Origin of the sequence: Rossellomorea marisflavi (assembly GCF_009806575.1) — a bacterium.
GTDB classification, from domain to species: domain Bacteria; phylum Bacillota; class Bacilli; order Bacillales; family Bacillaceae_B; genus Rossellomorea; species Rossellomorea marisflavi_A.
In genome coordinates this window covers 1114959-1127646 of the sequence record NZ_CP047095.1, presented here as the reverse complement: position 1 = coordinate 1127646, position 12688 = coordinate 1114959, and the positions used below count along the sequence as shown (strand labels likewise).

At 47.6% G+C, this 12688-nt stretch carries 15 protein-coding genes and 1 pseudogene; 9 read left to right on the top strand and 7 right to left on the bottom strand.

Annotated features, from left to right (window positions below):
* Positions 1-111 precede the first annotated feature (111 nt).
* Complete coding sequence (locus D5E69_RS05960; RefSeq protein ID WP_159129422.1) at positions 112-258, top strand: hypothetical protein; 147 nt, start codon at positions 112-114, stop codon at positions 256-258.
* A gap of 42 nt (positions 259-300) precedes the next feature.
* Here D5E69_RS05960 and D5E69_RS05955 read toward each other — a convergent pair whose 3' ends face one another.
* Genes D5E69_RS05955 through D5E69_RS05945 form a run of 3 tightly spaced genes read right to left on the bottom strand, consistent with a single transcriptional unit; the run spans position 301 to position 2912 of the window.
* Positions 301-1218 carry a ribokinase gene (locus D5E69_RS05955; protein WP_159129421.1) on the bottom strand — a complete coding sequence of 306 codons (918 nt, stop codon included), beginning with the start codon at positions 1216-1218 and terminating at the stop codon, positions 301-303.
* Between the two features lies 1 nt (position 1219).
* Positions 1220-1894 (bottom strand): ribulose-phosphate 3-epimerase, encoded by a 675-nt coding sequence (gene rpe / locus D5E69_RS05950; RefSeq protein ID WP_159129420.1) that lies wholly within the window; start codon positions 1892-1894, stop codon positions 1220-1222.
* Entirely contained in the window at positions 1887-2912 is a 1026-nt protein-coding gene (locus D5E69_RS05945; RefSeq protein WP_159129419.1) for a LacI family DNA-binding transcriptional regulator, read from the bottom strand. Before D5E69_RS05945 ends, rpe begins: the two co-directional genes overlap by 8 nt.
* 167 nt (positions 2913-3079) lie before the next feature.
* On the opposite strand from D5E69_RS05945, the gene D5E69_RS05940 reads away from it, so the two are divergent.
* The 5 genes from D5E69_RS05940 (at position 3080) to D5E69_RS05920 (ending at position 6606) form a co-directional block, all read left to right on the top strand.
* Positions 3080-4492: a PTS transporter subunit IIC gene (locus D5E69_RS05940; RefSeq protein WP_159129418.1), complete on the top strand. Its 1413-nt coding sequence runs from the start codon at positions 3080-3082 to the stop codon at positions 4490-4492.
* Positions 4493-4668: 176 nt separating this feature from the next.
* Positions 4669-5373 carry an MBL fold metallo-hydrolase gene (locus tag D5E69_RS05935; RefSeq protein ID WP_159129417.1) on the top strand — a complete coding sequence of 235 codons (705 nt, stop codon included), beginning with the start codon at positions 4669-4671 and terminating at the stop codon, positions 5371-5373.
* 6 nt (positions 5374-5379) lie between these two features.
* Positions 5380-5961, top strand: a complete 582-nt coding sequence (locus D5E69_RS05930) for a TetR/AcrR family transcriptional regulator (protein WP_159129416.1) — start codon at positions 5380-5382, stop codon at positions 5959-5961.
* Positions 5954-6307 (top strand): YrdB family protein, encoded by a 354-nt coding sequence (locus D5E69_RS05925; RefSeq protein WP_159129415.1) that lies wholly within the window; start codon positions 5954-5956, stop codon positions 6305-6307. The genes D5E69_RS05930 and D5E69_RS05925 overlap by 8 nt, the downstream gene beginning before the upstream one ends.
* A gap of 17 nt (positions 6308-6324) precedes the next feature.
* Positions 6325-6606, top strand: coding sequence for an RNA polymerase alpha subunit C-terminal domain-containing protein (locus D5E69_RS05920; protein WP_048005225.1), 282 nt, complete (start codon positions 6325-6327; stop codon positions 6604-6606).
* 21 nt (positions 6607-6627) lie between these two features.
* Here D5E69_RS05920 and D5E69_RS05915 read toward each other — a convergent pair whose 3' ends face one another.
* Positions 6628-7707 carry a serine hydrolase domain-containing protein gene (locus D5E69_RS05915; RefSeq protein ID WP_159129414.1) on the bottom strand — a complete coding sequence of 360 codons (1080 nt, stop codon included), beginning with the start codon at positions 7705-7707 and terminating at the stop codon, positions 6628-6630.
* Between the two features lie 75 nt (positions 7708-7782).
* Between D5E69_RS05915 and D5E69_RS05910 the strand changes: the two genes are divergently transcribed.
* From D5E69_RS05910 to D5E69_RS05900, 3 genes and pseudogenes are all read left to right on the top strand, one after another.
* Positions 7783-7965: a hypothetical protein gene (locus tag D5E69_RS05910; protein WP_148795991.1), complete on the top strand. Its 183-nt coding sequence runs from the start codon at positions 7783-7785 to the stop codon at positions 7963-7965.
* 91 nt (positions 7966-8056) lie between these two features.
* Positions 8057-8802 (top strand): annotated as a pseudogene (locus D5E69_RS05905) (class I SAM-dependent methyltransferase).
* 435 nt (positions 8803-9237) lie between these two features.
* Entirely contained in the window at positions 9238-10545 is a 1308-nt protein-coding gene (locus D5E69_RS05900; protein WP_249931572.1) for an aldehyde dehydrogenase, read from the top strand.
* Between the two features lie 41 nt (positions 10546-10586).
* On the opposite strand, the gene D5E69_RS05895 is transcribed toward D5E69_RS05900, so the two are convergent.
* From D5E69_RS05895 to D5E69_RS05885, 3 genes are read right to left on the bottom strand one after another with little or no spacing between them, the layout of a single operon-like run.
* Positions 10587-11300, bottom strand: coding sequence for an aspartate/glutamate racemase family protein (locus D5E69_RS05895; protein WP_048015069.1), 714 nt, complete (start codon positions 11298-11300; stop codon positions 10587-10589).
* Positions 11297-12052 (bottom strand): phosphotransferase family protein, encoded by a 756-nt coding sequence (locus tag D5E69_RS05890; protein WP_249931571.1) that lies wholly within the window; start codon positions 12050-12052, stop codon positions 11297-11299. The genes D5E69_RS05895 and D5E69_RS05890 overlap by 4 nt, the downstream gene beginning before the upstream one ends.
* Positions 12049-12678, bottom strand: coding sequence for an HAD family hydrolase (locus tag D5E69_RS05885; RefSeq protein ID WP_048005233.1), 630 nt, complete (start codon positions 12676-12678; stop codon positions 12049-12051). Before D5E69_RS05885 ends, D5E69_RS05890 begins: the two co-directional genes overlap by 4 nt.
* Between the last annotated feature and the right edge of the window lie 10 nt (positions 12679-12688).

Below are 12688 nucleotides of genomic sequence, written 5' to 3'. Positions count from 1 at the left end.
TCACTCTTTTCTCTAAACTCCTTTGACAAGGGATGGTAAGTCGTCCTACACTTGCATTTAGCTATATTTTACCAAAGGAAGGGACGTTCGAATTTGTTTTTATTGTTTTTAATGGCTGTAAGTAGCCTGATCGGATTCGTTCTCTTAGGAATGGATCAGCTTGGCATGGTGATTGGATTCGGGATGATCCTGGGTTGTTTGATCAGGGGGATTTTTTTAATGAAGGAGATATTGAGTAAATTAGACGAAACCAAATAACAAAAAAAGGATGCCACCATTAAAGGAGGCATCCTTCTTCTATTACTGAGGTTGCTTATAGGCTTGGACTTCTTCCATCGTTGGAATCGCATCCTGCCCACCTGAACGGGATACCTTGATTCCTGCTGCAACGCTTGCAAATTTGGCAGCCTCCACTAGATCATTGGTATCTAGATAGGCACATGCCAATGCTCCTGCATAGCAATCTCCCGCCCCTACCGTATCCACCGCTTTCACTGCAATGGCGTCAACAAATGTTATGTTGCCGTTTTGTGAGATGAGGCTGCCGTTTTCAGCCATTTTGATAATCACATCTTTTACGCCAAGTTCATGAATCTTTTCAGCGGCAAGATGGGCACTGGTCTGGTCATGAACTTGAATGCCTGTAATTCGTTCGGTTTCCTGCTTATTCGGAACAACTAAATCGGCATAATTAAAAGCTTCATTGAAGATGCCGTCTGCTGGTGCAGGGTCTAAGATCACATACATACCTTTACTCTTTGCTGCTTTCATTGAAGCGATAATGGATTCTTGACTTGTCTCCATCTGTACCAAGAGGATCTTGGCATCGATCTGTTCAAACACAGAGTTGATGTCCTCTTCGGAAATATGGTCATTTGCACCCTTCGTTCCCACCATCGTGTTCTCACCTGTTTCATCAATCATGGCAACGAATGTTCCTGTACCGTGTTCTTCCACCTGAAGGATGTGACTTGTGTCGACGCCTTTGGAAGAAAGATTCTTCAAGAGTTGTGTACCCGCAGAATCTTTCCCTACCGCACCGATCAGTGCCGTCTTCTTCCCCAAACGTGCTGCTGTCACCGCTTGATTTGCCCCTTTTCCTCCGGGAGTCATTCCGATTGAGTTGGCAAAGACGGTATCACCATATGCCGGGTACTGCGGGCACTCGACTATTACATCCATATTGATACTTCCAACTGTGATCACATCGTATTTCATATTAATTCGCCTCCACTGCTTGAAATAGTTTTCTCGTGTTTTCAACGTTCTCTTGCAATGTATGATTGCTATTGAATACTGCACTGGTACCTAGAACATACATGGATGCCCCATTTTCTCTGCATCCAGGAATGGTTGCTGCACCAATGTTCCCGTCTACCTGTATTTCAATATCTCGATCGTATTGGTCAATTTTCTGTTTCAAGTTCTTGATTTTTTCATACATTGCCGGGAGGAATTTCTGACCGGCAAAACCGGGATTGACCGTCATCAGCACTACGTAATCGGTTACGTCAAACACATAGTCAAGAAAATCCAGTGGAGTGGCCGGATTGACCGCTACTCCTGCCTTGATCCCCTTACTTTGAATCTGAGACAGGGTCCTTTGCAGATTCGGAGTCGACTCCTGGTGTACCGAAATCATCTCCGCTCCGCAATCAGCGAACAGATCTATGTAACGCTCAGGTTCCTCAATCATTAAGTGGATGTCTAACGGTTTATCCGTGATCTTCCTCACCGTCTTGACGAAATCCGGCCCCAAGGTGAAGTTGGGGGCAAACTTCCCATCCATCACGTCAATATGATAGAAATCTACACCTGCATGATCCAATGCACGAATATCCCTTTCCAAGTTTCCTAAGTCTGCGCACATCAATGATGGTCCAAGTTTACACATCTTCACTACCTCCAGTTGTTGAATTTCTTGTAATAAGTTTAGGCTTAAGTTGATGATGTTTTGGTGACTCGTTCTGACCTTGAATAAGTCGTACGAGTTCATTTACGGCCACTTTCCCTATTTCCCTCTTTTGCTGATCGATGGTAGAAAGAGGCGGTGCCGTATACGAAGAAAAACTAACATTGTCATAACCGATGATCTTGATATCCTCAGGAATCTTCACACCCGCTTCATGGCAAGCCCTGATGGCGCCGATGGCCATGGCATCATTGGAACTGAAAATCCCATCGAAGTGTACCCCTTTTTGGAGCAGTACCCTGATTTGTTCATATCCACTTTCCATTTCAAAATCACCATATACGGTGAATGTTTCAATTGGATGGTGAGTGGATTCAATTGCATGATTAAATCCTCTTAATCGATCCTTTGCGCTCTTTTCAATTTTCGGGCCGGATATAAACACAATCTTTCGGCATCCGCCTTCCTCAATCAAATGCGTAACCGCGTGCTCAGCGCCTAATTGATGGTCGACGGTAACAGCGGAATAAGGATGTTCAAAGTTGGCACGGTCAATGGTGATCGTCTTGATCCCGCGCTCCTCAAGCATTTGCAGATCTTCCTTGTCTACATGCAGGGAGTTAATGATCGCACCACTTACATAGTGATCCACCATGGAATCCAGATAATATTTCACTTTGGACCTTTTATCATCGCTATTACACAAATAGATATTGTATCCGCTCTCATTTGCAGCCGACTCGATTTCCTTCACAAGTTCTGGAAAGAACGGGTTGTTTAATGTTGGTATGAGCAGGGCAATCAGATCGGAATGACGCTTTGACAAGCTTTTTGCAATCGCGTTCGGCTTGTAATTCAATTCTTTAATAATTCGTTTCACACGGGCAATGGTTTCCGGACTTGCTTCACCTTTATTATTGATGATCCTTGAAACCGTTGCGGAGGAAACACCTGCTGCCTTGGCAACATCTTTAATGGTTGTCATGTGATTATCCCTCATTTTACGTAACCGGTTACTTCACAGTTAATCATTCCCACTTTCAATTGTCAAATAAAATTTTATATTTGCTTTTTTGGGAATATGGTGATAGTTTATAGTTAATTGTTCCTGCATTGTAATGTAACCGGTTACGTAACATCACATTACAACTGGAAGGACGTTATCATATGTTAGATCTTATCAATGATGGCTTTAATGGGTTCATTAATCTTGGAGGGGCCGCGATGATGTTCATCATCATAACGCTTCTGTCTTTATGTGTAAGGGTTTCCATTTCTAAATCCATTGAAGGCGGCTTGCGAATGGCCGTGGCACTTACAGGAATGGGCGCTGTAATTTCCTTGTTGACCAGCGCGTTCGCCCCTGCTTTGGAAGATTTTGTGGAATCTACAGGCGTAGCCCTTTCCGTCACGGATCTTGGCTGGGCACCTCTTGCTGTTATTACATGGGGCTCTGTATATACGCTGTATTTCGCTTTTATCTGTCTTGTTGTCAACTTCATCATGCTCATTACGAAACGAACCACTACATTCAATGTAGATTTGTTCAATATATGGAACCTCTCGGTGATCGGTCTTCTTACGATGTATTACTCCGGAGATAATCTTGTGCTGACCTCGCTCTTCGTCATGGTCATTTATGCTCTGATGCTGATCAATGCCGATGTGATGAAACCGACAATCAATGAACTGCTGGGTTATGACCATACCAATATTACGACCACTGCCCACCCATCCCTTCTTATTGCACCGATTGTCATGGTGTTCAATAAACTGATTGACGTGTGTCTGCCTTTCATCGATAAATTCGACTTCAATGCCGAAGTGTTGAATAAGAAAATCGGATTCTGGGGAAGTAAATTTGCAATCGGTGCTTATCTTGGGGTGTTCATCGGTTTGCTTGGACAACAATCTGCTGGTGAGATCTTTACCCTTGCCTTTACAGGAGGGGTAGCGCTGGAATTGTTCGGTCTTGTTGGCGGCTGGTTCGGCCCTGCCATTGAACCGTTATCGGATGGAATCACGAAGATGATGAGTAAAAAACTTCGCGGAAGAAAACTTTTCATCGGAATTGATTGGCCGATCCTTGCTACGAGAGCAGAACTTTGGGCGGTAGCAAATATTCTTGCACCGATCCTTCTGATCATCGCCATCTTCTTACCAGGTAACACCGTTCTCCCACTTGGCGGAATAATCTTGACTGTTCTTGCTCCAGCTCTCTTAATTGTTACAAAAGGGCGCGTCATCCGTATGACACTGATTGGAACGATCCTGATCCCACTATTCCTTTGGGGAGCAACGCTCATTGCAGAATTCGTCACCAATACATCCAAGGCCATGAACAATTTCCCATCCGGCTTATCTGAAAGCGCTCTATTCTCTTCGGTTGATTCTGACCCAATTGAGAAAATGCTCGGAATCCTTATGGGGAAAGCCGTCGAGTCGATGGATATCAAACTCATTCTATTTGCAGTCATCGGTTTTGTTGCCTATCTCCTTATGTTCTTCTGGTACTTCAGACAAATGCGTAAAGAAAATGCAAAGGCAGGGAAGAAAGACGATTCTGTCTCTGCTGCCTGATATGAAAGCAGCCTCTATCTAGATTGATAGGGGCTGTTTTTTTGCGTCAAAATATATGGCGAATCAATAACAGTTTCAAATAATTCCCTCCTCATCACTAGACAAAACTAATACCATTAGTTATATTGTTATTATCATTAGTTTTAAAATTCATTTTCTTAAAGGAGAACGCCATCATGCGTCTAACCCGTATAAATCAGATCCATCAGTTATCTTTTCTGCCACGGTTGTTTCCTGTGAATTGCTATCTTGTTGAAGAACAGGATGACCTGACCCTTATCGATGCCGCACTACCTTATAGTGCAGAAGCAATCCTGGCTTCTGCCGAGAAAATCGGCAAACCCATCACCCGCATCGTCTTGACCCATGCCCATGACGATCATATCGGTGCGTTGGATAAACTGAAGGAATCACTGCCTCATGCTGAAGTCTATATTTCAAAACGGGATGAACGCCTTCTTCGCGGGGATGTTTCCCTGGATGATCACGAGCCCCAGACGCCTATCCGCGGCGGCGTGCCAAAGAACATCCAGACCCGTGCGGATGTCCTTCTTGAAGAGGATGATGTGGTCGGTTCCCTACGAGCCATTTCAGCACCGGGGCACACACCGGGGTCAATGGCATTCTTCGACCAGAGGGACGGTAGCCTGATTGTTGGAGATGCTTTTCAAACGCGCGGAGGGACGGCCGTTTCCGGGCAGCTCAATGTGCTCTTCCCGTTCCCTGCGCTTGCAACTTGGAATAAAGAGGTGGCAGTGAAAAGCGCTCAAAAGCTGGTTGATCTGAAGCCCACTCTCCTCGCCGCAGGTCACGGAGGGATGATCCCGTCACCTGAATCGATCATGAATAAAGCCATCTTAAAGGCAAAAAAGAAAGGTTGAATCAGTATGTCACCACGAATCGGAATGGATCTTAATATCATCGTGAAAGCAGCAATCGAGCTTGCTGACCGTGAAGGGATGAGTGAGGTTACCCTTGCCACCTTGGCAAAATCATTACATGTCCGGCCCCCTTCCCTCTATAATCATGTAAAAGGCGGACTCCCTGCCCTGAAGATTGAAATGGCCAAACGCGGCTATTCCCAGTTGAACCGACGATTGACGGACGCTTCAGTCGGCCGTTCAATGGATGCCGCTGTCCTCGCCTTCGGTATGGCCTATGTACAATTCGTCCGGGACCATCCGGGACTGTATGAAGCCATGCTCATGGTAGCGGTCGGAGCCGATGAAGAGCTGCAGGACATCCAGGGTCAAAGCATCAGGATCATCACTCAAGTCATGGAGGGCTATGGTTTGGGTGAACATGGTACCCTTCATGCCGTTCGGGGACTGCGGAGCATTCTCCATGGCTTTGCTTCATTGGAGCAGCACGGAGAATTCGGACTTCCCCTTGAAAAAGATGAGAGCCTCACCAAAAGCATCAACGCTTTTCTTGCAGGAATCCGCTGGTTCAAGGACTCCAATGAGTAGATGGCTTAGAAGGTTGAATGCTGCCCTTCGCTTCACGCTGGAGCTGATGGGTTTGACGGCAATCGGGTATTGGGGGTTCCATATGGGAGATGGCTGGATGGGGTGGCTCAGCGGGATCACCCTTCTCCTGTTATTCGCAATCGCGTGGGGAATGTTCGGTTCTCCGCGCGCCCCATTCCCACTCCCCAAAAATGGTAGGCTTATGCTCGAAGCCTTGATATTCGGGCTTCCAGGGACCCTTCTATTGGGGTTGATGCCTGTGACGGCCATTATTTATCTAGTAGGTGTGGTCCTCAACCGTGTGCTCATTGTATATTGGAAACAAGAAAACCTGATTCACACTTGAAAGGAGATGCCTCTAACATGACATCCAAACGAGTCTGCGAACAAGGACATGTTTATTACAAGAGCAGTGATTGCCCCACATGCCCGACCTGTGAGAAAGAAAAAAAGCCTTCTGAAGGCTTTCAGTCCAAGCTTTCGGCTCCGGCACGCAGGGCTTTGGCCAGTGAAGGAATTGCGAAGGCAGAGGACCTCTGCAGATACACGGAAAAAGAAATCCTTTCCTTGCACGGGATTGGTCCTTCCTCGCTTCCTGTGTTGAGGGATGAACTGGAACGGAATGGGCTTGCTTTCAGGGCGTAGACAGGAGTTCCCTGAATGGCGTCAAATCTGCATTTTCCCCCATATTACCTTCTCCATAGCCAGCGTGAGCAGGTGGGGGATCTTTACGTATCCTTCACCGATGAAGTCGTGGTTGCTCAAGAGGAGAAGCGTCTTATCAAGATGCAAATATTTCACTAACCCATGACAGTACCCCGCCCAATAGCCATCATGCATGGCTATTTTTCCGTATTCAGGATGGTCTTCAAGCTTCCAGCCGGCTCCATATCCCCCATAGTGTTCTTCATGTAGGGCTGGGCAATAATCTGTATATCTACCATCTTTTAAAACGGCTGGCTGTAGGATTTGCTGGACGCTCTTCTCCGATAGCAAGACTCCAGAAAAGAGACCCTGCTCCCACTTCATGAGATCTTCTGCCGTGGACTTGATGCCCCCGTCCCCCTTTACACGGTCAAACATCACGACATATTCATGGTCAGCAAGATTGGCCGGCAGTTCGATGCGCCCTTCCCCATCCACTACATAACCCGTTGCGTAGTCTTTCGGTGGCCCGTCCACAAATACAGAGGAAAGGGAACTTCTACTCATGCCCAGAGGCTCGAAAATCCTACGATTCACAAACTCCTCATACGTCATCCCGGACTTCAATGCTATGATTTCAGCGAGTAGGACATACCCTGAATTGCAGTACTCCCACCGTTCACCGGGGAGGAATTCAGCTGGTAAAGTTTCAAGGCACTTCACTACGTCCGCGTTCGTGACCATATTCGTCCTGTCCCACTTGTCTTCAAACCACTCCATATAATCCGGCAAACCCGATGTGTGATGTAGAAGATGTCCTACTGTCACGCCTGGAAAGGATAAGCGCGGGAAAAAGGTAGCCAATTCATCTGAAAGTGATAATCCCCCCTCCTCTACAAGCATCATGATGCACGCTCCGGTGAATGGTTTGGTCAACGAGGCGATTTCAAATACAGACTGGCTGGTAAGAGGGGATGCTTCATTACGTTTTCCCACACTCCGCTCATACACCGGGACACCTTTGTCTGCGATCATAATGACCCCGTTGAAAAGTTGATGCTTCTCCAAGAAATCCATCACTAGGTCATATTCATTCTTCATGCGCTCACACCTTTTTTATATGAATTTTACCATAAATAATAGTGTGTGGTACGATACCCCCAAGGAGTGATGAACATGCCAGATAAAGAACCCTTCAACGATGTAACCGATCACATGAGTAAAATCGAAGGATCACCAATAAGTACAGACCCAGGGAATGGAAGCCTCCCTAAACCCATACGGTGGATTGGTATCTTCATCATCGGAGCGTTTGTTCTCGGGGCTTTATTCATCTTGATCGGCAGCTTCATGAATTGACGACTGAATTTCCTATAGGGAGGTTCAGTTTTTTTATTTACAGGAAATGTTCACCAGTTTGTAGAAGTAGTACGGGGAAGGATGTGTTGAGATGAAATCTGTAGATATTTTGACGATGAATAAGACAAGCTGGGAGCAATCGGCCGAGCGCTTTTTCGGACGGACGGCCCTCCCGGAGTTCGGGCCGAATGCCCCGAGTGAAGATGAGCTACACCTGTTTGGAGATGTAAACGGAAAAACCGTACTCGATATCGGGTGCGGTAGTGGACATTCCCTGGCGTATATGGGGAATCAGGGGCCGGTGAGCTGTGGGGCCTCGACTTGACCACGAAGCAGATCGAAGCGGCGACTGGAGTACTTCGGGAACAGAATGCAACAGTGAAGTTGTTCGAATCCCCCATGGAGGAGAATCCCGGGCTTCCGTCAAACTACTTCGACGTGGTCTATTCCATATACGCCCTGGGCTGGACGTATGATCTGAAGAAAACATTGAGCCATGTCCACTCGTACCTGAAGCCGGGCGGCACGTTCATCTTCAGCTGGGAGAATCCCATGCACGACCGCCTCCAGTACCGGGACGGCGAGTTCGTCATGACCAAATCGTATGTAACGGAAGGACCTGAGTACAATGAGGGGTGGAATAAAAGTGTCGTGATTCACCACCGGAAGCTGACCACCTACATCAATACGCTCATACAATGTGGATTTACGATTGAACACGTAATTGACGACGTAGTGATTTCCGACATTCCGTCTGACAACCCGGAACGTTGGTACGCCAGTCAGAAGGCGGAATGGGTGCCTTCCACGTTTATTGTGAAGGCGAGGAAGATGTGAATACATTTCACATGGAATTAATCCGGATAAGAATTATCCCTGTTTATATGATCATGATGTGATTAATATGCACCTGTATGTGTCTGGACTTGTACCGGGATCAATTCTTCGAACGAAACGATATCAAGTGTTATGGATCAACCGGTGTGAGGAATTTTCAAAGAGCTCACCACATTGACTAATGAACCCTCGGCAGGCTTACAGCGAAATCTGTAAGTCTTTTTTGTTTCACGTTTTTCCACAGTCCCGATGAGAAATTTTCAAATCAAGCACATCCCTTGCAAACAAAAAACGGCTGTATTATAGTAGTCCTAGTCATCAATTGACATATCAACTAATTGCGCACAATCAATTGGAAAATCGAGAAATAGTTCCCATGATTATTTTTGTCCCAAACGGGAAAAGCAATAGAGTAGCCAAATCAAAGGAGTGTTCATGTTGGAAAACTACCAAGATCTTTTATCAAAACAACGTACGTATTTCCGTACGGGAGAAACCAAAAGTGTTGCTTTCCGTATTAACACATTAAATACATTGAAATCACTTGTTCAGAAGCACGAGCAGGATATCCTGGATGCTGTGAAACAGGATCTGAATAAATCCGAGCTTGAAGCAAAACGTGCCGAGGTCGGCCTCGTGATCGGTGAGATCGACTTCATGGTGGAGAATCTTGAAGAGTGGGCAGCAACAAAAGAAGTGCCGACACCTGCTTCCCACGAAGGAGCAAAAAGCTTCATCCAGCCTGAGCCTTATGGTTCTGCACTTGTCATCGCACCTTGGAACTATCCATTCCAGCTTGCTGTGACACCGCTTGTTGGCGCCATTGCCGGTGGGAATACGGCCGTATTGAAGCCTTCCGAGCTTACACCGAAAACATCTGCCCTTCTCTCTACATTGATCAACGACAACTTCCCTGAAGAGTATCTTCATGTTGTGGAAGGCGAAGTTGAAACCAGCACGGCCCTATTGAAAGAAGACTTTGATTACATCTTCTTCACAGGCAGCACCGGCGTCGGTAAAATCGTGGCTGAAGCGGCAGCGAAGCACCTGACTCCGACTACACTTGAACTGGGCGGTAAAAGTCCGACGATCGTTCACGAAGATGCCAACCTTGATGAAGCAGCTCAGCGCATTGCACGCGGTAAATTTGCCAATGCCGGCCAAACCTGTGTGGCACCGGATTATCTTCTTGTCCACAGCAGCGTAAAAGATGAACTCATGAGCAAATTCAAAGAAGTCATCACGGCTTCTTATGGTGAAAACATCGTCGAGAACCCGAACTTCGGGCATGTAGTGAGCGAGCGCCACTTCGACCGCCTTGTCGGCTTCCTCGATAACGGAAGCATCGTGACCGGCGGAAAACATGACCGTGACAATCTGATCATCGAGCCGACCATCCTTGATAACATCTCATGGGATGACTCCGTGATGCAGGATGAAATCTTCGGACCGATCCTGCCTGTCATGACGTATGACAGCCTGGACGAAATCATCGAACCGATCGTGAAACGTCCGAAACCACTTGCTCTTTATCTATTCTCTGATGACGAAGCCGTACAGGATGAGATCCTGAGCACGATTTCCTTCGGTGGTGGATCCATCAATGATACGATCAACCACATGACGTCCCACTACCTTCCATTCGGAGGCGTAGGCGATAGCGGAATGGGCGCCTATCACGGGAAAGCAAGCTTCGATACGTTCACTCACTTCAAGAGCGTGTTGAAACGTTCAACGAAATAATGATAAGAACCCTCTGCAGGTGCAGAGGGTTTTTATGTGTTTCACCCGATTTTCTTCGCTTCATCTACCAAGGCATACGTGACGGCTGCTTCAGCGTGTAATGCCGTTGTATCGAATAATGGTACAGCCACATCCCCCTGTTTGATCAATAGGGAAATCTCCGTACAGCCAAGGATCACCCCTTGGCATCCCTTATCGATCAACTTCTCGATGACCTGCTGATAGACCCTTTTGGATGCCGCTACTATTTTCCCGAGGCAAAGTTCCCGATATATAATGTCGTGCACAAGCTGGCGATCCTCTTGGTCTGGCACAACGACTTCAAGGCCGTGGCGGGATGAAAGGCGGCCTTTGTAGAATTCTTCTTCCATCGTAAACGCCGTGCCAAGAAGACCGATTTTCGTCAGCCCTGCATCCTTGATGGTTTGGGCAGTGGCATCGGCGATATGGATGAGCGGAATATTGATTGATTTCTGAACGTCATCGGCCATTTTGTGCATCGTATTCGTGCAGATCAGGAGGAAATCAGCGCCACCGCGTTCAATCTGCTGTGCTCCCTCGATCATTAGCCCTGTTGCCTTGTCCCACTCACCATGATGCTGATATTGCTTGACCTCTTCAAAATCCACCGACACCATGATGCTTTTCGCCGAATGGTGGCCACCGAGCTTTCGATTGATGCCTTGGTTGATGAGGCGGTAATATTCACTGGAGGACTCCCAGCTCATTCCGCCAAGTAAGCCGATTGTTTTCATTCGTCTCTCCTCCCATTTACTCCTTGCCGTACAATCTTCCGAAGCCGCTCCGCATCCTCACCCGGAACGTTCTCCGACAGCCTAGCCCCTGCAATCACCGCTTGCCACTGAAGCACCTCATCTCGGTCCACCCCGCTCTTCTCGCAGTATAGTGCAAGGTACTGCCCGGCGAGTTCCTGATCGACACCGACATACAAGAGATAGGTGCGAAACACATCTGCGCGGATGTCCCCCGAACTAGCATCGACCCAATCAAGGACCCGGATCCCGTCCCTTGTTTTCACTAGGTTAAAAAGATGTAAGTCACCGTGACATAGCTTGGTTCCCGACAATTGATCTACCTGTTTCAACAGGCCCATCTTCTCTTCTGAAGGTAATGATGGGACGTCATCGATCTGCCTGGTCAGTTTATCTCTCATGGGTTCAAGTCCCGGCGCTTCTTTCTCATGGATCATCATCTGGATCTCCACTGACACGGCAAGATAGTCCTCCAGAAGGGTTCGGTTCTTCATGGCGAGATCCCCGAGGGTGTCCCCCTCTATGTATTCCATGACCAGGGCCTGTCTTCCATTGAAGGTCGTGAGTTCAAGGATCTCGGGCACAGGGATGCCGAGGGAATGGATGTAACGCTGCTTTTCGGCTTCCTTCAGGGCTTCGTCCCCAGGGAAGCCTTCCTTGTACACCTTGACCGCATATCCTGCATCATTCAGATAGATCTCCGCCGTTTTACCCGTGGCGATGGGTCCCTTCATATCAACCCTTCTTCCTTCAGGAGCTCCCATAGATCCTGCTTCTTCCGCCGAAGATGCAGGGCCTTCATGCCGATCCGCTCGGCCCCCTGAATATTCTCGATAAGGTCATCGACGAAGACGGCATCTTCGGGACGGACGTTCATTTCCTCCAATGCGTAGCGGTAGATCGCTTCGCTCGGCTTGACCTTATTCACAGTGGCAGAAAGGATGATCCGCTCGAAATATTTCCGCAATCCGAGCTGGTCGAATACCCAGTCCATGCTAGGCACGGCGTTTGAGATGACCGCGAGTCGATAATGCTTTGCTTTCAGCTTCTCAAGCACCGCCTTCACTTCCATGAACATCTCGCAGTGGCGGGCATAGTGGCAGAAGTAAAAGAGTTCAGGTGCGAGCTCGCCCGCCCCCATTTCTTCAGCAATGACCTCGTAGTAGCGTTTGAAATAGCGCTCCTCTTCTTCCCAGTTCGTGATGAACGGAAGCTCCAGCATTTTCGCCTTCCCGATCGCCGCCTGCACATCCTGCCGCTCGAATCCCCGTTCTGCAAGAATGTGATGAACCCGGTCATCCCCTTTTTTGACTGTATCGAATAAAACGCCCCCTGCATCCAGGAATATGACGCGCTCCATACTCGTTCCT

Excerpts from the sequence above, each read along its gene's own strand:
- rpe (WP_159129420.1), bottom strand. The coding sequence starts at position 1,894 with ATGTGTAAACTTGGACCATCATTGATGTGCGCAGACTTAGGAAACTTG.
- D5E69_RS05935 (WP_159129417.1), top strand. The coding sequence starts at position 4,669 with ATGCGTCTAACCCGTATAAATCAGATCCATCAGTTATCTTTTCTGCCA.
- D5E69_RS05940 (WP_159129418.1), top strand. The coding sequence starts at position 3,080 with ATGTTAGATCTTATCAATGATGGCTTTAATGGGTTCATTAATCTTGGA.
- D5E69_RS05945 (WP_159129419.1), bottom strand. The coding sequence starts at position 2,912 with ATGAGGGATAATCACATGACAACCATTAAAGATGTTGCCAAGGCAGCA.
- D5E69_RS05890 (WP_249931571.1), bottom strand. The coding sequence starts at position 12,052 with ATGAAGGGACCCATCGCCACGGGTAAAACGGCGGAGATCTATCTGAAT.
- D5E69_RS05915 (WP_159129414.1), bottom strand. The coding sequence starts at position 7,707 with ATGAAGAATGAATATGACCTAGTGATGGATTTCTTGGAGAAGCATCAA.
- D5E69_RS05925 (WP_159129415.1), top strand. The coding sequence starts at position 5,954 with ATGAGTAGATGGCTTAGAAGGTTGAATGCTGCCCTTCGCTTCACGCTG.
- D5E69_RS05920 (WP_048005225.1), top strand. The coding sequence starts at position 6,325 with ATGACATCCAAACGAGTCTGCGAACAAGGACATGTTTATTACAAGAGC.
- D5E69_RS05960 (WP_159129422.1), top strand. The coding sequence starts at position 112 with ATGGCTGTAAGTAGCCTGATCGGATTCGTTCTCTTAGGAATGGATCAG.
- D5E69_RS05955 (WP_159129421.1), bottom strand. The coding sequence starts at position 1,218 with ATGAAATACGATGTGATCACAGTTGGAAGTATCAATATGGATGTAATA.
- D5E69_RS05900 (WP_249931572.1), top strand. The coding sequence starts at position 9,238 with ATGTTGGAAAACTACCAAGATCTTTTATCAAAACAACGTACGTATTTC.
- D5E69_RS05895 (WP_048015069.1), bottom strand. The coding sequence starts at position 11,300 with ATGAAAACAATCGGCTTACTTGGCGGAATGAGCTGGGAGTCCTCCAGT.
- D5E69_RS05910 (WP_148795991.1), top strand. The coding sequence starts at position 7,783 with ATGCCAGATAAAGAACCCTTCAACGATGTAACCGATCACATGAGTAAA.
- D5E69_RS05930 (WP_159129416.1), top strand. The coding sequence starts at position 5,380 with ATGTCACCACGAATCGGAATGGATCTTAATATCATCGTGAAAGCAGCA.
- D5E69_RS05885 (WP_048005233.1), bottom strand. The coding sequence starts at position 12,678 with ATGGAGCGCGTCATATTCCTGGATGCAGGGGGCGTTTTATTCGATACA.